This window comes from Pseudomonas koreensis (assembly GCF_025447595.1).
Classification (GTDB): domain Bacteria; phylum Pseudomonadota; class Gammaproteobacteria; order Pseudomonadales; family Pseudomonadaceae; genus Aquipseudomonas; species Aquipseudomonas koreensis_H.
The window spans coordinates 16,569-34,426 of the sequence record NZ_JAOEJU010000017.1 but is presented as its reverse complement, the minus strand read 5'-3'; the positions used below and the strand labels follow the sequence as shown (position 1 = coordinate 34,426).

Genomic DNA, 17,858 nt, shown 5'->3' with positions numbered 1-17,858 from the left:
CATGCACGGCGAATCTCCAATCAAACGTCGCGAATCGCGCAAGATCTGGGTCGGTAACGTGCCCGTGGGCGGCGATGCCCCTATCGCTGTGCAGAGCATGACCAACAGCGACACCAATGACGTCGCTGCCACCGTCGCGCAGATCAATCGTCTGGAAGCCGCTGGCGTCGACATCGTCCGCGTTTCGGTGCCGGACATGGACGCCGCCGAGGCGTTCGGCAAGATCAAGCAACTGGTCAAGGTGCCGTTGGTTGCCGATATCCACTTCGACTACAAGATCGCTTTGCGCGTGGCCGAGCTGGGTGTGGACTGCCTGCGCATCAACCCGGGCAACATCGGTCGTGAAGACCGCGTGCGTGCCGTGGTCGATGCCGCCCGTGACCGCGGGATCCCGATCCGCATTGGCGTCAACGCCGGCTCGTTGGAAAAAGACCTGCAAAAGAAATACGGCGAGCCGACGCCGGCCGCGCTGGTCGAGTCCGCCCTGCGTCACGTCGAACACCTCGAACGCCTGAATTTCCAGGACTTCAAGGTCAGCGTGAAGGCTTCCGACGTGTTCATGGCCGTTGAAGCCTACCGCCTGCTGGCCAAGGAAATCGTCCAGCCGTTGCACCTGGGCATCACCGAAGCTGGTGGATTGCGCTCCGGTACAGTGAAATCCGCCGTGGGCCTAGGTATGCTGCTCGCCGAGGGGATTGGCGATACTATCCGCATCTCTCTGGCGGCCGACCCGGTCGAGGAAGTGAAGGTCGGTTACGACATTCTCAAGTCTTTGCATCTGCGTTCCCGTGGCATCAACTTCATCGCCTGCCCGAGCTGCTCGCGGCAGAACTTCGATGTGGTCAAGACCATGAACGAGCTGGAAGGGCGCCTTGAAGACCTGCTGGTGCCGCTGGATGTCGCGGTGATCGGTTGCGTGGTCAATGGCCCCGGCGAAGCCAAGGAAGCCCATATCGGCTTGACCGGCGGCACGCCAAACCTGATTTACATCGACGGCAAGCCGTCGCAGAAACTGACGAATGACAATCTGGTGGACGAGCTGGAAAAGCTGATCCGCGAGAAAGCGGCCGAGAAGGTCGAAGCTGACGCAGCGGTTATCGCGCGCGGCTGATCGAACGAATTAAGGAATTTCTGTGAGCAAGTCTCTGCAAGCCATTCGTGGTATGAACGACATCCTGCCGGAACAGACGCCGGTATGGCGTTATTTCGAAGGCACCGTTTCGCGTCTGCTGGATAACTACGGTTACAAGCAGATCCGCATGCCGATCGTCGAGTTCACCGAGCTGTTCAAGCGCTCGATCGGTGAAGTGACCGACATCGTCGAAAAAGAGATGTACACCTTTGAAGACCGCAACGGCGACTCCCTGACCCTGCGTCCGGAAGGCACGGCCGCGTGCGTGCGTGCAGTGCTCGAGCACGGCATCACCGGCGGTGGCCAGGTGCAGAAACTCTGGTACATCGGCCCGATGTTCCGTCACGAGCGTCCGCAGAAAGGCCGTTATCGCCAGTTCCACCAGATCGGTCTGGAGGTGTTCAACCTCGACGGTCCGGACATCGACGCCGAACTGATCGTGCTGACCTGGCGCCTGTGGGGCGAGCTGGGCATCCGCGATGCGGTCAAGCTCGAACTCAACAGCCTCGGCACCAGCGAGTCCCGTGGCCGTTATCGTGAAGCGCTGGTCGAGTACCTCTCGGCGCACCACGACAAACTGGACGAAGACAGCCAGCGTCGCCTGAAAACCAACCCGCTGCGCGTGCTCGACACCAAAAATGCCGACACTCAAGCGGTGCTGGTCGATGCGCCGAAAATGGCGGATTACCTGGATGACGAATCCCGCGCCCACTTCGAAGGCCTGAAGGCCCGTCTGGATGCCGTCGGCATTCCTTACGTGCTGAACCCGAAACTGGTGCGTGGTCTGGATTACTACAGCAAAACCGTATTCGAATGGGTCACCGACAAGCTCGGCGCCCAGGGCACCGTCTGCGCGGGTGGGCGCTATGACGGTCTGGTCGAGCAGATGGGTGGCAAGCCGACCCCAGGCGTCGGTTTCGCCATGGGCATCGAGCGTCTGGTGCTGCTGCTGGAAACCCTGGAGCAGATCCCGGAAGAAATCTCCCGTCAGGTCGACGTCTATCTCTGCGCCTTCGGCGAAGAAGCAGAGCTGGCCGGTCTGGCCCTGGCCGAGCGTGTACGCGACCAACTGCCCAACCTGCGTCTGCAAGTCAATGCCGGCGCCGGCAGCTTCAAGAGCCAGTTCAAGAAAGCCGACAAGAGCGGTGCGTTGTACGCACTGATCCTCGGTGACGACGAAATGGCCCAGCAAGTGGTAGGTTTCAAACCCCTGCGTGGCCAGGGCGAACAACAAAGCATTGCCTGGGATGCGCTCGCTGCACACCTGGCCACCTGCGTCGTGCAGGGTTGAAGCTGTCTAAACAGCCGATTTAGCGATTAAGGAGTATTGGGGTGTCGAGTACCGAAGACGAACAGTTGGCGGATTTGAAGGACTGGTGGACACGCAACGGCAAACCTCTGGTCACCGGCGGCCTGTTGGCGCTGGTCATCGTGTTCGGCTGGCAGGCTTATCACAAGTATCAGAGCAACCAGTCGCAAGGCGCCTCGGTGCTCTATCAGCAATTGCTGGAAACCACGCTGACCCCGGACGGCAAGCCTGACGCCGCGCGCGTTGCGGATCTGGCCGGCAAGCTCAACAGCGAATTCGGCGGTTCTGCCTACGCGCAGTACGGCAGCCTGTTTGTGGCCAAGGTAGCGGTCGACAGCGGCAAGCTGGACGACGCGGCGACCGAGCTCAAGGCCATCGTTGCCAAACCGGCCAACCCGGCGCTGGGCGAAATCGCCCGTCAGCGTCTGGCGCAGGTACTGGGCGCACAGAACAAGGCCGACGAAGCCCTGAAACTGCTCGAAGGCGATGCCGACAAGTCGTTCCTGGCCACTCGCGAAGAACTCAAGGGCGACCTGCTGGTACAGCTGGGCCGTACCGACGAAGCGAACGCGGCGTATCAAAAAGCCAAGGCGGCACTGTCGGATGAAGCGGCGGTCGGTGGCCTTCAAATCAAGCTGGACGACCTGGCCAAAGGGGATGCGTGACGTGATCGGTTGGAAGCATGCAGCAGTGCTGGCTCTGGCCATTCTGGCCGCGGGTTGCAGCAGCAACAGCAAAAAAGAACTGCCACCGGCCGAGCTGACTGACTTCAAAGAAGAAGTGGTTCTGCACAAGCAGTGGAGCCGCTCGATCGGTGACGGTCAGGGTGAAACCTACAACATGCTGGTGCCGGCGATCGACGGTGACACCATCTACGCAGCCGACGTAACCGGCATCGTGATGGGCCTGGATCGTGGCAACGGCGACGTGAAATGGAAGAAAGACCTTGAACTGCCTGTGTCCGGCGCCGTTGGCGTGGGCTACGGTCTGGTCATGGTCGGCACCCTGCGCGGTGAAGTCGTTGCCCTCGACGCCATCAACGGTGAAGAGAAGTGGCGCTCGCGCGTCAACAGCGAAGTCCTCGCGCCACCGGCCAACAACGGTGACGTGGTGGTGGTACAGACCCAGGACGATCGTCTGATCGGTCTGGACGCGTCCACCGGCAATCAGCGTTGGGTGTATGACAGCACTCCGGCCGTACTGACCCTGCGCGGCACCAGTGCACCGATCGTCACCAACCGCCTCGCGGTGGCTGGCCTGTCGACCGGTAAAGTGGTCGCTCTCGACATTTCCAACGGCGTGCCGGTCTGGGAACAGCGGATCGCGATTCCACAAGGTCGTTCGGAACTGGAGCGCGTGGTCGACATCGACGGCGGTCTGCTGCTGTCCGGCGGTACCCTGTACGTTGCCAGCTATCAGGGTCGCGTTGCGGCACTGGATCTGGAAAGCGGCCGTCAACTCTGGCAGCGCGACGCGTCGAGCTATGCCGGTGTTGCCCAGGGTTTCGGCAACGTCTATGTAAGCCTGTCGTCGGGCACCGTTGAAGGCGTCGACGAGCGTTCCACCACGGCACTGTGGAGCAACGACTCGCTGGCCCGTCGTCAACTGTCGGCACCGGAAGTGTTCTCCAGCTACGTTGCAGTCGGTGACCTGGAAGGTTACCTGCACCTGCTGAGTCAGGTGGACGGTCGTTTCGTCGGCCGCGAGCGCATCGACAGTGACGGCCTGCGTGCCCGTCCGCTGGTGGTGGGTGACACGATTTATGTGTATGGCAACAGCGGCAAACTGGAAGCCCTGACCATCAAGTAACAACTATGCTTGGGGTTAAACCCCCAGGCGGCCCCGGATTTACGGGGCTTGCAGCGCTTTCTGGCGTTGCCCCGAGCACCAGCCGCTGCCTCGCAGCGGCTTTTGTATTTTCTGAAATAACGAAGTGGAGAGCCGCATGGTTCCCGTAATCGCCCTGGTGGGCCGACCGAACGTCGGCAAGTCCACCTTGTTCAACCGCCTGACCAGGACTCGCGACGCCATCGTCGGCGACTTGTCCGGTCTGACCCGTGATCGCCAGTACGGTGAGGCCAAGTGGCAAGGGCGTTCCTACATTCTGATCGACACCGGCGGTATCTCCGGTGACGAGCATGGTATGGACGAAAAAATGGCCGAGCAGTCGCTGCTGGCCATCGAAGAAGCGGATGTCGTTCTGTTCCTGGTAGATGCCAAGGCCGGCTTCACCGCCGCCGACCAGATGATCGCCGAACACTTGCGCAAACGTAACAAGCGTTCCCACGTGGTGGCCAACAAGGTCGACAACATCGACCCGGAAATGGCCCGCGCCGAATTCGCCCCGCTGGGCATGGGCCACGCGATTCCGATCGCCGGCGCCCACGGTCGCGGCATCACGCAATTGCTGGAAGCCGCCCTGAGCGATTTCCCGCGTGATGACGACGAGCCGGCCGAAGGCGAAGAGGAAGAGATCGTTGCCGAAGGCGAGGAAGCCAAGCGCATTCCTGGCCCGAGCGAAAAAGACGGGATTAAGATCGCCATCATCGGCCGTCCGAACGTCGGCAAGTCGACCCTGGTCAACCGCATGCTCGGTGAAGACCGGGTTATCGTCTATGACCAGCCCGGCACCACCCGCGACAGTATCTACATCCCGTTCGAGCGTAACGACGAGAAGTACACGCTGATCGACACCGCCGGTGTGCGCAAGCGCGGCAAGATCCACGAAGAAGTCGAAAAGTTCTCCGTGGTCAAAACCCTGCAGGCGATCAAAGACGCCAACGTGGTGATCTTCGTGATGGACGCCCGCGAAGGCGTGGTCGATCACGACCTTAACCTGCTGGGCTTCGCCCTGGAAGCAGGTCGTGCGCTGGTGATCGCGATCAACAAGTGGGACGGCATGACGCCGAGCGAGCGTGACTTCGTGAAGGTCGAGCTGCAGCGTCGGTTGTTCTTCGTTGACTTCGCCGATATCCACTTCATCTCGGCACTGCACGGTACTGGCGTGGGCAACCTCTACGCCTCGGTGCAGAACTCGTTCAAGTCGGCGGTCACCCGCTGGCCGACCAGCCGCCTGACGCAGATTCTCGAAGACGCGGTCAGCGAGCACCAGCCGCCGATGGTCAACAGCCGCCGGATCAAGCTGCGTTACGCTCACCTGGGTGGTGCGAACCCGCCGATCATCGTGATCCACGGCAACCAGATCGAGAAAGTGCCGAAGTCGTACGTACGCTATCTGGAAAACACTTACCGCCGTGTGCTCAAACTGGTCGGTACGCCGATCCGTATCGAGTTCAAGGGCGGCGAGAACCCGTACGAAGGCAACAAGAACACGCTGACCGACCGCCAGGTCAACAAGAAGCGTCGCTTGATGTCGCACAACAAGAAGGCCAGCAAGAAGCGCCGCGACAAGCGCTGATGCAATCGGGAAAGGGCGTCCATGACGCCCTTTTTTGTGGCTGCCAGATCAGTTCAACAGGCGGGCCAGGAAATATGTGTACGAGCCGACCAAATCCTTTACCAATGCCAGCACGAGAATCCTCGAGTCGTCTTCCAGCACGATATCCAGAGGTTCTCCGGATTGTCCTTCGAAGAGAATTGAAGTCCAGCCGGGCCCATCTCTGCCAAATGACGGGTCGAGAATTCCACGTTCGTTGAAACGGGCTACCACAGTCCCCACGCCGAAAACGGTTTCTTGTTCACCGAGCGCAAGAATACAGTTGTTGTGCCACACAACCTTGATCCACCGGATACTCAGTTCAGCAGGCGTAATACTGGGGGCATGCAGTGGATTTCCATCCAGATCGAGTTGAACGATGAGGGCTTCGCCTGACCGGGTTGAGCCGGAACATAGAGTCCGGTCATCACATGTTTGCAAGTAATTGAAATTCAGTTCTGTACTTTGCAGCGCTCCATTGTTTGCAAAGCTGGTGTCTTTCCTCCCATTCGCATGAAAACGCATGATATTGCCCGTCTTGATGCCGCGCACATCCGTCGTTTGGCCACATGCCAGAATTGCATCTCGCTTGTCTACTGCGATGGCGTTCAGTCTCGTTTCCTCCCCACCTCGCTGTTGCGCATCGACATAGCCTTGGCCTCCATTGAATTCGTCGTCAGGTGTTCCGTCCGCATAGGTTTTCACGATCAGTGTCATAGTCAGTTCAGGCCCTGCGACGTGAGGATTTATCGTCACCAGTGCGCCGTCGGATTGTCTGCAACCATCGATGACCACTTCGCTCGGTGCTCCGGACTCCGGGATCAGGGATGTGCGGACAACGTGGGTTCCCTGTTCTGCGAAGGCAGTATCGAATTGACCGCTGGCAAGAAATCGTGCCAGACCGGGTAAGGGGGCGTTGGTGCCGTTGTTGAATTGACCGATCAGGATGATCTTTGAGTCCTCGAGGGTCAGCGCCTTCAGGCCGATGGAGGAAAGACTGGCATCCGAGGAAAATCGAGCCTCCACGACCCCGTCCGTGGCAAAGGATCTATCGCGGTTGCCCTGATGATCCAGCTTCATCAATATGAAGTTCGAGTCGTTGAGCTCTGAACCTTGATTGCTGCCAGAAACTAAAAACCCTTTGCCTGATCGGCTCAAGCCAAGGGCCCGGAAGAACTCTCCGTGTGGCTCCAATGATTGGATGCCCTCATGACCAAACTCTGGATCGAGCTCACCTGCCTTGAGTGTTTCCATGATCCTGTCCTCTGATCGGCGATTACTCATTGGAAGCCTCAATAGATATTTCGACAACTGTCAGAAATAACAGGTTGCCCGCCTTTCTTTCTCCGTCGGTCGGAATCAGCGATCAAATCCGGTGGATTAAATCGATGTTCTGACGTCGAACTCAGTGTTGCGCCAATCCCTTTTTTTATGGGCGCCGGATGGGCTATCCTCGGGCTCTCCCGCGCCGTCGTCAGTGCCGGGGCAGAGCAGGGAACCCCGATGATTACCAGCAAGCTGCCGAATGTCGGCATCACTATTTTCACGCAGATGTCTCAGCTCGCGGCACAGACCGGAGCCATCAACCTGTCCCAGGGTTTTCCCGATTTCGACGGCCCGCAGGCACTGCGCGACGCTGTCGGTCGACACATCGCCAGCGGCCATAACCAGTATTCGCCCATGACCGGCCTGCCGGCGCTGCGCCAGCAGATCGCGGCGAAAATCGCCCGCAGTTACGACGCCAATGTCGATGCCGATACCGAAGTAACCGTGACCCCGGGCGCGACCCAAGCCATCTTCTGCGCCATTCAGGCGGTTATCCACAGTGGCGACGAAGTCATCGTGTTCGATCCGGCCTACGACAGCTACGAGCCAGCAGTAGAGCTGGCCGGTGGGCGCTGTGTGCATGTGCAACTTGGGCTCAAAGATTTTTCCATCGACTTCGAACAACTCAGCGCAGCCCTGAGCCCGCGCACGCGGATGATCATCCTCAACACCCCGCACAACCCGAGCGGTGCGCTGATCAGCCGTGCCGAGCTGGATCAGCTGGCGGCGTTGATCCGTGATCGCGACATCTATGTGATCAGCGACGAAGTCTACGAACACCTGGTGTTCGACGGCGTCCCGCACGTCAGCGTGCTGGCCCATGAAGAGCTGTATCAGCGCGCCTTCGTGGTCAGCTCGTTCGGCAAGACCTATCACGTCACCGGCTGGAAAACCGGCTACGTCGTGGCGCCGCCGGCCCTGACGGCGGAGCTGCGCAAGGTACACCAGTACGTCAGTTTCTGCGGTGTGACGCCGTTGCAGTTCGCTTTGGCCGATTACATGGCCGAGCATCCGGAGCACGTCGAAGAGCTGCCGGGCTTCTATCAGGCCAAGCGTGATCTGTTCTGTGATTTGCTGGCGCCGTCGCGATTCAGCTTCACCCGTGTCACCGGCACCTATTTCCAGTTGGTCGATTATTCGCAGATTCGCCCTGATTTGAACGATGTCGAAATGGCGATGTGGATGACCCGCGAGCACGGCGTGGCGAGTATTCCGGTGTCGGTGTTCTACCAGAATCCACCCGAAGGCCAGCGGCTGGTGCGCCTGTGCTTTGCCAAACGTGAGGAGACGCTGCGGGAAGCGGCGGCCAAACTATGCGTGATCTGAGTGCGTTGCCCGATCTCAATCTGGCGCTGATCCAGACCAGTCTGGCCTGGCATGACCGTCAGGCCAATCTCGAGCATTTCGATGCGTTGCTGGAGCAGGCGCGCGGTGCGGATCTGATCATCCTGCCGGAGATGTTCACCACTGGATTCTCCATGGAATCCGAAACCCTGGCCGAAGCCGAAAACGGCCCGACCAGCAAATGGCTGCGGATCCAGGCAGCGAAACTGAACGCGGTCGTCACGGGCAGCGTGATCATCCAGGCCGCCGACGGCAGCCACCGCAACCGCCTACTTTGGGCGCGCCCGGACGGCGAGGTGCTGCATTACGACAAGCGCCATCTGTTCCGCATGGCTGGCGAGCACAACCACTACACCCCCGGCGAACGTCAGGTGCAGTTCGAGCTCAATGGCTGGCGGGTGCGGCCGCTGATTTGCTACGACTTGCGCTTCCCGGTGTGGAGTCGCGACGCTCAGGACACCGACCTGCTGCTGTACACCGCCAACTGGCCGGGTGCGCGGCGTCAGCATTGGAACCGCTTGCTTCCGGCCCGTGCGATCGAAAACCTGTGTTATGTGGCGGCAGTCAACCGCGTTGGCACCGATGGCAAGGGATTCGCCTATACCGGCGACAGTCAGGTACTGGATTTCCAGGGTGAGACGTTGCTTGCGGCGGGGGAGGCTGACGGGGTGTTCAAGGTGATTCTGGAAGCAGCTTCGCTGGCGGCTTACCGCGAGCGGTTCCCGGCGAATCTGGATGCGGACACTTTCGAATTCACCTGATATTGATGCAATGACGGGCAGGCGCTTTCGCGAGCAGGCTCGCTCCCACATTTGGAATGCGGTCTCCTGTGGGAGCGAGCTTGCTCGCGAAGGGGCCATATCGAACACCCCAAAAACCAGCAGGCATAAAAAAGGCCCCGGAGTTCGCACTCCGGGGCCTTTTGCATTGCCGCGGTCAGTTACGCCGCTTTCGCTTCCGGCTGGCTCAGCGAGCGGTTCAGCGCGCTGAACAGGGCCTTGAAGCTGGCGGTGGTGATGTTTTCATCGATGCCCACGCCGTGCACCGCACGTTCGCCGTTCACACGCAATTCGATGTAGGCCGCCGCCTTGGCGTTGGTGCCCGCGCCGATGGCGTGTTCGTTGTAGTCCATGATTTCCACTGGAATCGGCAGACCGGCCACCAGCGCTTCCAGCGCGCCGTTGCCCTTGCCGCGCCAGTGCAGGTTGGTTTCGCCCTGACCCTTGCTCGCCACTTCCACTTCGACGGCGCTATTGCCGTTTTCTTCCTGCAGGCGATGGCTGACCAGCGCGTACGGGGTGTTGGCTTGCAGGTATTCGCTGTGCAGCAGCGCGTGGATTTGCTGCGCGGTCATCTCCAGGCCCAGACGGTCGGTTTCACGCTGCACGACCTGGCTGAATTCGATCTGCATGCGACGTGGCAGGCTGATGCCGTATTCCTGCTCCAGCAGGTAGGCGATGCCGCCCTTGCCCGACTGGCTGTTGACGCGGATCACCGCTTCGTAGCTGCGACCGATGTCGGCCGGGTCGATCGGCAGGTACGGCACTTCCCACAGTGCGTCGGACTTCTGCTGAGCGAAGCCTTTGCGGATCGCGTCCTGGTGGGAGCCGGAGAACGCGGTGTGCACCAGGTCGCCAACGTACGGGTGACGTGGGTGAACCTGGATCTGGTTGCACTCTTCGACGACTTTACGCACGCCGTCGATGTCGGAGAAGTCCAGTTGCGGGTCGAGGCCCTGGGTGTACATGTTCAGTGCCACGGTGACGAGGTCGACGTTGCCGGTACGCTCGCCGTTGCCGAACAGGCAGCCTTCGACGCGGTCGGCGCCGGCCATCAGGCCCAGCTCGGTGGCAGCCACGCCGGTGCCACGGTCGTTGTGGGTGTGCAGGCTGATGATCACGCTGTCACGACGGTTGATGTTGCGGTGGAACCACTCGATCTGGTCGGCGTAGACGTTCGGGGTCGCGCATTCAACGGTGGCCGGCAGGTTGAGGATGATCTTGTGCTCAGGCGTCGGGTTCCAGACTTCGATCACCGCATCACAGACTTCCTTGGCGAATTCCAGCTCGGTGGCGCTGAAGGTTTCCGGCGAGTATTCGAAGGTCCACTCGGTGTCCGGCTGCATGGCTGCGTATTTGACGAACAGCTTGGCAGCGTTCACGGCGATGGCCTTGATCCCGTCCTTGTCCTGATTGAAGACGATGCGACGGAAAGAAGGGGAGGTGGCGTTGTACAGGTGAACAATCGCTTTCTTCGCACCGCGCAGGGATTCGAAGGTGCGCTCGATCAGGTCTTCACGGCCCTGGGTCAGCACCTGAATGGTGGTGTCGTCCGGGATGTGGCCGTCTTCGATCAGGGTACGTACGAAGTCGAAGTCGGTTTGCGAAGCGGCCGGGAACGACGCCTCGATTTCCTTCACGCCCACCTGCACCAGGGTTTTCCAGAAGCGCAGCTTTTTCACCGCGTCCATTGGCTCGATCAACGACTGGTTGCCGTCACGCAGGTCGGAGCTGCACCAGATCGGCGCGGCGTCGATGGTTTTCGACGGCCAGGTGCGGTCCGGCAGGTTGATCACAGGAAACGCGCGGTATTTCGAAGACGGGTCTTTGAGCATGCTCATCGGGAAATTCCTTATTGTCTGGGCCGAAAAGAGGCGGCCTGCCGGTGGAACGAACGTTCTTGGAAAAGCGTGGGACGAGGCGCAGCGATTCAGCCCGGCAGTCGTGCGCTGACGAGGCACAGGCTGCGGTGCTGGCGAAGCTGAATGAGGGTGTGAGAGGTTTTCATGCCTTCAACCCTAACCGCGGGGGATGAGGATGGCAAGCAGTCGAAAAAAATTGAGAGGAATACCCGGAAAGCGGTTTTTTCCGAGATTTTATTCTCTGAATCAAAGTGAATGTTTGTAGAGATTGCGCAGTCCGTTCGTCGTGCGCAATCCCTGTGGGAGCGAGCTTGCTCGCGATGAGGCCAGTCGCCTCACCTGCAAATCAAGGCTGGAAAGCCCCAATGAAAATCGCCGGATCGACCCGCGCATCGTTCAGGCTGACGTTCCAGTGCATGTGCGGCCCGGTCGCCCGACCTGTGGCCCCCACCTTGCCCACCACCGCGCCACGCGCCAGTTGCTGGCCATTCTGCACATCAATTTTCGACATATGACAGAACATGCTGATGAAGCCCTGACCATGGTCGACGAACACGGTGTTGCCATTGAAGAAGTAGTTGCCGATCAGGATCACCTTGCCCGCCGCCGGAGTCTTGATCGGTGTGCCGGCCGGCACCGCGAAGTCGAGGCCAGCGTGGGGGTTGCGCTCTTCACCGTTGAAGAAACGGCGCACGCCGAACTTGCTCGACAGCGGGCCGTTGACCGGTTTGTCCAGCAGCAGATTGCTCGGGGTATTCGGGCTGAAACTGCGGTAGGCCTTGATCTGTTCGGCCAGTTCGCCTTCGATGCGCTTGAGGTTGGCCGGGTTCGGATTGACCTGCTGGGTGTTCTTCAGGGTGATGTGCTGTTCCGGATATTTCTTGTTGCCGACATTGAAGTTGAGGTTACGGCCGCCACTGCTGATTTGCTGAACACCGGGTTTGACGGTCAACGGAACGCCGACAATTGCCAGCCAGTTGTTCTGTTCCTTGACTACCAGCACCGGTTTGCCCTGATACGTGGCTTTCGGCGCTTGCGCGGCGATCCCCAGATCGACGACAGCCACGCCGCCCGGCACCGGTTTGTTCAGCAGGCGGGTGATGTAACTGTCGGCGTGGGCGTTGAAGGTCAGGCACAGCAACAGCAGCGGAGCAAGAAAACGCGGCATGGATCAGTCCAGTAAAGAAAGGGTGACAGGCGTCAGGTGATTGTCCTCGACGCGCACTTGCAGTTCGCCTTCGCCGAGTCTGGCCTTGAGGCGCTGGCCGGTGTGGGTCTGCGCGGCGTTGCGAATCGCGTTACCGCGTTCATCCAGCAGAATGCTGTAGCCACGGCCGAGAGTCGCCAGCGGGCTGACCACGTGCAGGGTCTGCATCTGGCTTTGCAACTGCAGTCGTCGGCGTTTCAGGCCTTCGTTCATGGCGCGTGGCAGGCGTTCGGCGAGACTGTCGAGGCGCTGGCGCAACAAAGCCAGTTGGCGCCCCGGGTGTTGCCCGGCGAGGCGGGTTTCCAGACGAATCAGGCGTTCGCGACGGGTATTGAGTTGGCGCTCGAAGGCGCGGCGCATGCGCATGTCGAGGTCATCCAGACGCTGTGCCTGCTGGCGCAGACGCTCGCCGGGATGGCGCAACCGGCGGGTCATGCCTTCAAGGCGCAGGCGATCGCGCATCAGGCGGTCACGCATGCGCATCACCAACCGGCGATGCAGGCTTTCGACCTGACGGATCAGGTGGCTGGAATCCGGGGCAAGCAGCTCGGCGGCAGCGGATGGCGTCGGTGCGCGCACGTCAGCCACAAAGTCGCTGATCGACACATCGGTTTCATGGCCGACTGCGCTGACAATCGGCGTGACGCAGGCATCCACCGCCCGGGCCACCGCCTCTTCGTTGAAGCACCAGAGGTCTTCCAGCGAGCCGCCGCCACGGGCCAGGATCAGCGCGTCGAAGCCACGGGCATCCGCCAGTTTGAGGGCGCGGACGATCTGCGCGGTGGCTTCGCGGCCCTGAACGGCGGTGGGAATCAGCGTCAGTTGCACTTGCGGCGCGCGGCGGCGGAACACGCTGATGATGTCGCGGATCACTGCGCCGGTCGGCGAACTGATGATGCCGATGCGCTGCGGATGCGCCGGCAGCGGCACCTTGCGCTCGGCACTGAACAGGCCTTCGGCGCTGAGCTTTTCCTTTAACGCATCGAAGGCCAGACGCAGCGCACCGTCACCGGCCGGCTCCACGGTGTCGAGGATCAGTTGATAGTCGCCACGCCCTTCGAACAGCGAGACCTTGCCGCGCACCTTGACCGCCAGACCATCCTTCAGCGCCTGACGCACCCGCGCAGCATTCTGGCGGAACAGCGCGCAACGCACCTGCGCGCCGCTGTCCTTGAGCGTGAAATACACGTGGCCGGACGCCGGGCGGGCGAGGTTGGATATTTCGCCTTCGACCCAGATGTTGCTGAACACGTCTTCGAGCAACACCCGCGCGCGGCCGTTGAGCTGGCTGACGGTCAGGACTTCGCGGTCGAGGCCGAGTCTTGCAAAGGGATCTTTAATCATGGGGCGCAGTTTAAAGGCATTCGCCGGTGAATGTCTGGAGGAAGTGTTGCACCAGAGGTGTGGGATTTTGCCGAGATGCGAGGGCGACAGTGCTCTGGCAATCGCCGGTCAGCGGTAGAAATCTCACACCGGCGGGCGCGATGTCCTGCATTGATTCCGGCAGTAGAGCGATGCCGAATCCGGCCTGGATCAACTGCAATTGCGTGGTCTTGCGCGACATCACTCGCGCAGCCTGGGGGAAGAAGCCGTGACGCATGCACAGGTCGGCGCACAAATAACTCAGCCCGCCGCGCTGCGGATGCGGGATGGAGATAAACGCTTCGTTCTTCAATTGCGCCAGATCGACCGCCTCCGCCAACGCCAGTCGATGATCCGCCGGCACAGCAAGCAGCAAACGCTCGGTGTAGAGCGGCACAGCCTGAACACCCTCGCGCTGGCGCAGCACCGGCAGGCGCAGAAGGCCGATATCGAGCCGGCCCTCGGCGAGTTCCTCAAGCTGCGCTTCCGAGGAGAGCGTGCCGATGTCCAGCGAAACCCCGGGTTGATGCTCCAGGTACTCGCTCATGTCGCGTAACAATCGGCCACTGATCGGCACGGTACTCGAGTGGCACACGCGCAAAGTACCGCGCTGCCCTTGGCCAATTTCTGTGGCCAAAGTGCTGGCCTTGTTCAATTCATTGAGCAGGTTTCTCGCCCTGGGCAGGAACGCTTCGCCTGCGGCGGTGAGGCGGGGCTGGCGCGCGGTGCGTTCGAACAGCGGTGTTTGCAGGCGGGTTTCCATGTCCTTGATCTGCCGACTCAAGGCCGATTGAGCGATGAACAGTCGTTCGGCCGCGGCGCTGAAGCTGCCGCTCTCGGCGATTTCCACGAAGTAGCGTAATTGACGGGTTGAAAGCACGAGGCATGCCTTTTCGAGATGACTTGGCGGTTTCGATGATATTAGTCGCAACCCTCGGCGCTGGCTAAAGTCATCGCAGGCTTATAAAGGAAGCGAGCGAATGAGTGTGGCGGGGTTGTTGAGCGAATGGTCGTGGGGCGCGCAGGGCTGGGTGGTGATCGGGCTGGCCATCGCGCTGGCCTACATCGTGTTCGGGATTGCCGGTTTCGGTACGGCGCTGGTGGCGGGGCCGATTCTGATTCTTTTCATGCCGCTGTCGAAGATCGTGCCGTTGCTGGTGCTGCTGGATTTCGTCGCGGCGTTCGGCAACTTGCTCCCGTCGCGGCGAGATGTAGCGAAACCGGAACTGCTGCGACTGCTGCCGTGCATGGCGGTGGGTTGCACGCTGGGGGTGATCTTTCTGCTCAACCTCAAGTCCGATCTGCTGTTGCTGCTGATGGGGTTGTTCATCAGTGCCTACGCGATTTACAGCTTGTGGATAAAGGCGCGGCCGGCGCAGTTGTCCGCCGGATGGGCGTTGCCGATGGGCACGGTAGGCGGGTTGTTCGGGGCGTTGTTCGGCAGTGGCGGCTTTCTTTATGCGATCTACCTCAACAGCCGACTGCCCAAGGACGCGGCCCGGGCCACGCAAAGTGCGCTGATCAGTTGCAGCACGGTGGTGCGTTTGAGCCTGTTTGCCATCGCCGGGGTGTATGCTGAGCTACCCTTGTTGATGCTTGCACTGTGCCTGTTGCCGGCGATGGCGCTGGGTTTGTGGATCGGGCGGCGGTTGACGATGCGCTTGTCCCGCGAGGCCTTCGTGCGACTGGTGACCTGGCTGGTGCTGGCGAGCGGGATTGCGCTGATCGGCCGCTATTTAAGCACTTGACCGGATTTTGTCAGGGATTAAGCTGCCGGCCTTTAGGGCCTCTTCGCGAGCAAGCTCGCTCCCACAGGGTTATGCATCCAGGGTGGGAGCGAGCTTGCTCGCGAAAGCGTCAGAAGCCACACCGCAGGACTTTCCATGAATTCCCAAAGCATCATCGTCCCGAAAATCTCCAACCTGCCGGTGCACGAGCCCCGGGCCCGGGCGATCCTGCGCTGGCTGGTGCGCAAGAACATCGTCAAGGAAGAGCTTAGCACCTGTGGACGTACCGGCAATCGCATGGCCTACGCCATCGCCGATGGTGCCCGCGCGGTGGTGCTGCACCCCGAGGCGCTGCCGTTCGGTGAGCCGATCAATGGGCTGGAAGTCATCACCAAGCGCTGCATCTACACCCCGGCCAAGGGTTTTCTCGAAGAAGCCGGTTGCGCCGAATGCCGCCAGGAAATCGGCGAAGCGCTGTTCGAAAGCCTGGAAGACTGGATGCCGGGCCGTACCGACAACTTCACCTGCCCTGAGTGCGGGCACGAAGACGACATCAACGGTTTTCTGTATTTGCAGGAATGCGGGTTTTCCAACCTCGGCTTCATCTTCAACAACTGGCTGGAAGCGGGTTTCAAACAGAGTTTCATCGATGAATTTGCCGATTGGCTGGATCAGCCGGTGAGCTGGGTCAAGGTCGAGTTGTAAGGGGCGTTTTTCCCGTACATCAGCAACATTGATATAAGACAAGTTTTACATTGAACCCGAAGGGGTGTCTGACTATAATGGCGCGCTTCCATTTTCCCGCTCGGGAGCCCCCGCGATGCTGCGTATCAGCCAAGAAGCTCTGACCTTCGACGACATTCTCCTAGTGCCCGGTTATTCCGAGGTGCTTCCTAACGAAGTCAGTCTGAAGACCCGCCTTACCCGTGGCATCGAGCTGAATATTCCTCTGGTTTCTGCCGCCATGGACACCGTCACCGAAGCCCGTCTGGCAATCGCCATGGCTCAGGAAGGTGGCATCGGCATTATCCACAAGAACATGACCATCGAGCAGCAAGCTGCCGAAGTCCGCAAGGTCAAGAAGTTCGAAGCCGGTGTGGTCAAGGACCCTATCACCATCGAGGCTGATGCCACGGTACGTGATCTGTTCGAACTGACCCGCATGCACAACATTTCCGGCGTTCCGGTCCTGCACGATGGTGACCTGGTCGGTATCGTCACTTCCCGTGACGTACGCTTCGAATCCCGTCTGGAAGCCACCGTTCGTGAAGTGATGACGCCCAAAGAGCGTCTGGTCACTGTTCGCGAAGGCGCCGACAAGAACGAAGTCCGCGAGCTGCTGCACAAGCACCGCCTGGAAAAAGTCCTGATCGTCGATGACAAGTTTGCCCTCAAAGGCATGATGACCGTCAAAGACATCGAAAAAGCCAAGGCTTACCCGCTGGCCAGCAAGGACGATCAAGGTCGTCTGCGTGTCGGCGCTGCGGTCGGTACCGGTAAAGACACCGGTGACCGCGTTGCAGCCCTGGTCAATGCCGGTGTGGACGTGGTGGTGGTCGACACTGCACACGGTCACTCCAAAGGTGTGATCGACCGCGTTCGCTGGGTCAAAGAGAACTTCCCTGAAGTGCAGGTGATCGGCGGCAACATCGCCACCGGCGCAGCCGCCAAGGCTCTGGCCGAAGCTGGCGCCGACGCCGTCAAGGTCGGTATCGGCCCTGGCTCGATCTGCACCACCCGTATCGTCGCCGGTGTCGGCGTTCCGCAAATCAGTGCCATCGCCAACGTTGCTGCTGCCCTTGAAGGCACCGGCGTTCCGTTGATCGCCGACGGCGGCATCCGTTTCTCCGGTGACCTGTCCAAGGCCATCGTGGCCGGTGCTTCCTGCGTGATGATGGGCTCGATGTTCGCCGGTACCGAAGAAGCACCGGGCGAGATCGAACTGTTCCAGGGTCGTTCCTACAAGGCTTATCGCGGCATGGGTTCGCTGGGCGCCATGTCCCAGGCTCAAGGCTCCTCCGACCGTTACTTCCAGGACTCCTCGGCAGGCGCCGAGAAGCTCGTTCCGGAAGGCATCGAAGGCCGTGTTCCTTACAAGGGCACCCTGAGCGCGATCATTCACCAGTTGATGGGCGGTCTGCGTTCCTCGATGGGTTACACCGGCAGCGCCAACATCGAAGAAATGCGCACCAAGCCCGAGTTCGTGCGGATCACCGGTGCAGGTATGGCCGAATCCCACGTCCACGACGTGCAGATCACCAAGGAAGCGCCAAACTACCGCGTAGGTTGAGGCTTCAAGCAAAACGTTAAATGACCGGGGCTGTTTTATTCAGCCCCGAGTCGTTTCTGAATCAAGACTGTTTCTGAATTACTT

At 60.4% G+C, this 17,858-nt stretch carries 15 protein-coding genes; 10 read left to right on the top strand and 5 right to left on the bottom strand.

What is annotated here, in order from left to right; genetic code table 11:
• The first annotated feature begins 1 nt into the window (after position 1).
• The 5 genes from ispG to der all read left to right on the top strand — a co-directional run bounded on the left by ispG (position 2) and on the right by der (position 5,859).
• Positions 2 to 1,111 (top strand): flavodoxin-dependent (E)-4-hydroxy-3-methylbut-2-enyl-diphosphate synthase, encoded by a 1,110-nt coding sequence (gene ispG / locus N8H71_RS19640; protein WP_007956680.1) that lies wholly within the window; start codon positions 2 to 4, stop codon positions 1,109 to 1,111.
• A 22-nt stretch (positions 1,112 to 1,133) separates the two neighbouring features.
• Complete coding sequence (gene hisS, locus N8H71_RS19635) at positions 1,134 to 2,423, top strand: histidine--tRNA ligase (protein WP_085606838.1); 1,290 nt, start codon at positions 1,134 to 1,136, stop codon at positions 2,421 to 2,423.
• A 41-nt stretch (positions 2,424 to 2,464) separates the two neighbouring features.
• Positions 2,465 to 3,106 carry a tetratricopeptide repeat protein gene (locus N8H71_RS19630; protein ID WP_011335807.1) on the top strand — a complete coding sequence of 214 codons (642 nt, stop codon included), beginning with the start codon at positions 2,465 to 2,467 and terminating at the stop codon, positions 3,104 to 3,106.
• The gene (gene bamB / locus N8H71_RS19625) at positions 3,099 to 4,250 is read left to right on the top strand and encodes an outer membrane protein assembly factor BamB (protein WP_262195278.1); all 1,152 of its coding nucleotides are present in this window, start codon (positions 3,099 to 3,101) and stop codon (positions 4,248 to 4,250) included. Before N8H71_RS19630 ends, bamB begins: the two co-directional genes overlap by 8 nt.
• A gap of 136 nt (positions 4,251 to 4,386) precedes the next feature.
• Positions 4,387 to 5,859, top strand: coding sequence for a ribosome biogenesis GTPase Der (gene der / locus N8H71_RS19620; protein WP_262195277.1), 1,473 nt, complete (start codon positions 4,387 to 4,389; stop codon positions 5,857 to 5,859).
• A 48-nt stretch (positions 5,860 to 5,907) separates the two neighbouring features.
• Here der and N8H71_RS19615 read toward each other — a convergent pair whose 3' ends face one another.
• Entirely contained in the window at positions 5,908 to 7,131 is a 1,224-nt protein-coding gene (locus N8H71_RS19615; RefSeq protein WP_262195276.1) for a delta-60 repeat domain-containing protein, read from the bottom strand.
• Positions 7,132 to 7,380: 249 nt separating this feature from the next.
• On the opposite strand from N8H71_RS19615, the gene N8H71_RS19610 reads away from it, so the two are divergent.
• Both N8H71_RS19610 and N8H71_RS19605 read left to right on the top strand, forming a co-directional pair.
• Positions 7,381 to 8,529, top strand: a complete 1,149-nt coding sequence (locus N8H71_RS19610) for a pyridoxal phosphate-dependent aminotransferase (protein ID WP_262195275.1) — start codon at positions 7,381 to 7,383, stop codon at positions 8,527 to 8,529.
• On the top strand, positions 8,517 to 9,308 hold the full coding sequence (locus N8H71_RS19605; protein WP_262195273.1) for an amidohydrolase: 792 nt from the start codon (positions 8,517 to 8,519) through the stop codon (positions 9,306 to 9,308). The genes N8H71_RS19610 and N8H71_RS19605 overlap by 13 nt, the downstream gene beginning before the upstream one ends.
• A 179-nt stretch (positions 9,309 to 9,487) precedes the next feature.
• On the opposite strand, the gene leuA is transcribed toward N8H71_RS19605, so the two are convergent.
• The 4 genes from leuA to N8H71_RS19585 form a co-directional block, all read right to left on the bottom strand.
• Positions 9,488 to 11,167 (bottom strand): 2-isopropylmalate synthase, encoded by a 1,680-nt coding sequence (leuA, locus tag N8H71_RS19600; protein ID WP_007956672.1) that lies wholly within the window; start codon positions 11,165 to 11,167, stop codon positions 9,488 to 9,490.
• A gap of 367 nt (positions 11,168 to 11,534) precedes the next feature.
• Complete coding sequence (locus N8H71_RS19595; RefSeq protein WP_262195271.1) at positions 11,535 to 12,356, bottom strand: peptidoglycan DD-metalloendopeptidase family protein; 822 nt, start codon at positions 12,354 to 12,356, stop codon at positions 11,535 to 11,537.
• Positions 12,357 to 12,359: 3 nt separating this feature from the next.
• Positions 12,360 to 13,739 carry an exodeoxyribonuclease VII large subunit gene (xseA, locus tag N8H71_RS19590; RefSeq protein WP_007956669.1) on the bottom strand — a complete coding sequence of 460 codons (1,380 nt, stop codon included), beginning with the start codon at positions 13,737 to 13,739 and terminating at the stop codon, positions 12,360 to 12,362.
• Positions 13,740 to 13,749: 10 nt separating this feature from the next.
• Positions 13,750 to 14,637 carry a LysR family transcriptional regulator gene (locus N8H71_RS19585; RefSeq protein WP_262195269.1) on the bottom strand — a complete coding sequence of 296 codons (888 nt, stop codon included), beginning with the start codon at positions 14,635 to 14,637 and terminating at the stop codon, positions 13,750 to 13,752.
• 100 nt (positions 14,638 to 14,737) lie between these two features.
• Here N8H71_RS19585 and N8H71_RS19580 point away from each other — a divergent pair, with 100 nt between their 5' ends.
• The 3 genes from N8H71_RS19580 to guaB all read left to right on the top strand — a co-directional run bounded on the left by N8H71_RS19580 (position 14,738) and on the right by guaB (position 17,774).
• Positions 14,738 to 15,505: a sulfite exporter TauE/SafE family protein gene (locus N8H71_RS19580; protein ID WP_262195267.1), complete on the top strand. Its 768-nt coding sequence runs from the start codon at positions 14,738 to 14,740 to the stop codon at positions 15,503 to 15,505.
• A gap of 135 nt (positions 15,506 to 15,640) precedes the next feature.
• Entirely contained in the window at positions 15,641 to 16,189 is a 549-nt protein-coding gene (locus N8H71_RS19575) for a hypothetical protein (RefSeq protein WP_011335799.1), read from the top strand.
• 115 nt (positions 16,190 to 16,304) lie between these two features.
• Positions 16,305 to 17,774 carry an IMP dehydrogenase gene (gene guaB, locus N8H71_RS19570; protein WP_085734111.1) on the top strand — a complete coding sequence of 490 codons (1,470 nt, stop codon included), beginning with the start codon at positions 16,305 to 16,307 and terminating at the stop codon, positions 17,772 to 17,774.
• The last annotated feature ends 84 nt before the right edge of the window (positions 17,775 to 17,858 follow it).

What these genes read in the sequence shown, in the direction of transcription:
- N8H71_RS19580 (WP_262195267.1), top strand. Translation starts at nt 14,738, where the DNA reads ATGAGTGTGGCGGGGTTGTTGAGCGAATGGTCGTGGGGCGCGCAGGGC.
- N8H71_RS19610 (WP_262195275.1), top strand. Translation starts at nt 7,381, where the DNA reads ATGATTACCAGCAAGCTGCCGAATGTCGGCATCACTATTTTCACGCAG.
- leuA (WP_007956672.1), bottom strand. Translation starts at nt 11,167, where the DNA reads ATGAGCATGCTCAAAGACCCGTCTTCGAAATACCGCGCGTTTCCTGTG.
- N8H71_RS19605 (WP_262195273.1), top strand. Translation starts at nt 8,517, where the DNA reads ATGCGTGATCTGAGTGCGTTGCCCGATCTCAATCTGGCGCTGATCCAG.
- der (WP_262195277.1), top strand. Translation starts at nt 4,387, where the DNA reads ATGGTTCCCGTAATCGCCCTGGTGGGCCGACCGAACGTCGGCAAGTCC.
- N8H71_RS19595 (WP_262195271.1), bottom strand. Translation starts at nt 12,356, where the DNA reads ATGCCGCGTTTTCTTGCTCCGCTGCTGTTGCTGTGCCTGACCTTCAAC.
- guaB (WP_085734111.1), top strand. Translation starts at nt 16,305, where the DNA reads ATGCTGCGTATCAGCCAAGAAGCTCTGACCTTCGACGACATTCTCCTA.
- N8H71_RS19575 (WP_011335799.1), top strand. Translation starts at nt 15,641, where the DNA reads ATGAATTCCCAAAGCATCATCGTCCCGAAAATCTCCAACCTGCCGGTG.
- bamB (WP_262195278.1), top strand. Translation starts at nt 3,099, where the DNA reads ATGCGTGACGTGATCGGTTGGAAGCATGCAGCAGTGCTGGCTCTGGCC.
- ispG (WP_007956680.1), top strand. Translation starts at nt 2, where the DNA reads ATGCACGGCGAATCTCCAATCAAACGTCGCGAATCGCGCAAGATCTGG.
- xseA (WP_007956669.1), bottom strand. Translation starts at nt 13,739, where the DNA reads ATGATTAAAGATCCCTTTGCAAGACTCGGCCTCGACCGCGAAGTCCTG.
- N8H71_RS19615 (WP_262195276.1), bottom strand. Translation starts at nt 7,131, where the DNA reads ATGGAAACACTCAAGGCAGGTGAGCTCGATCCAGAGTTTGGTCATGAG.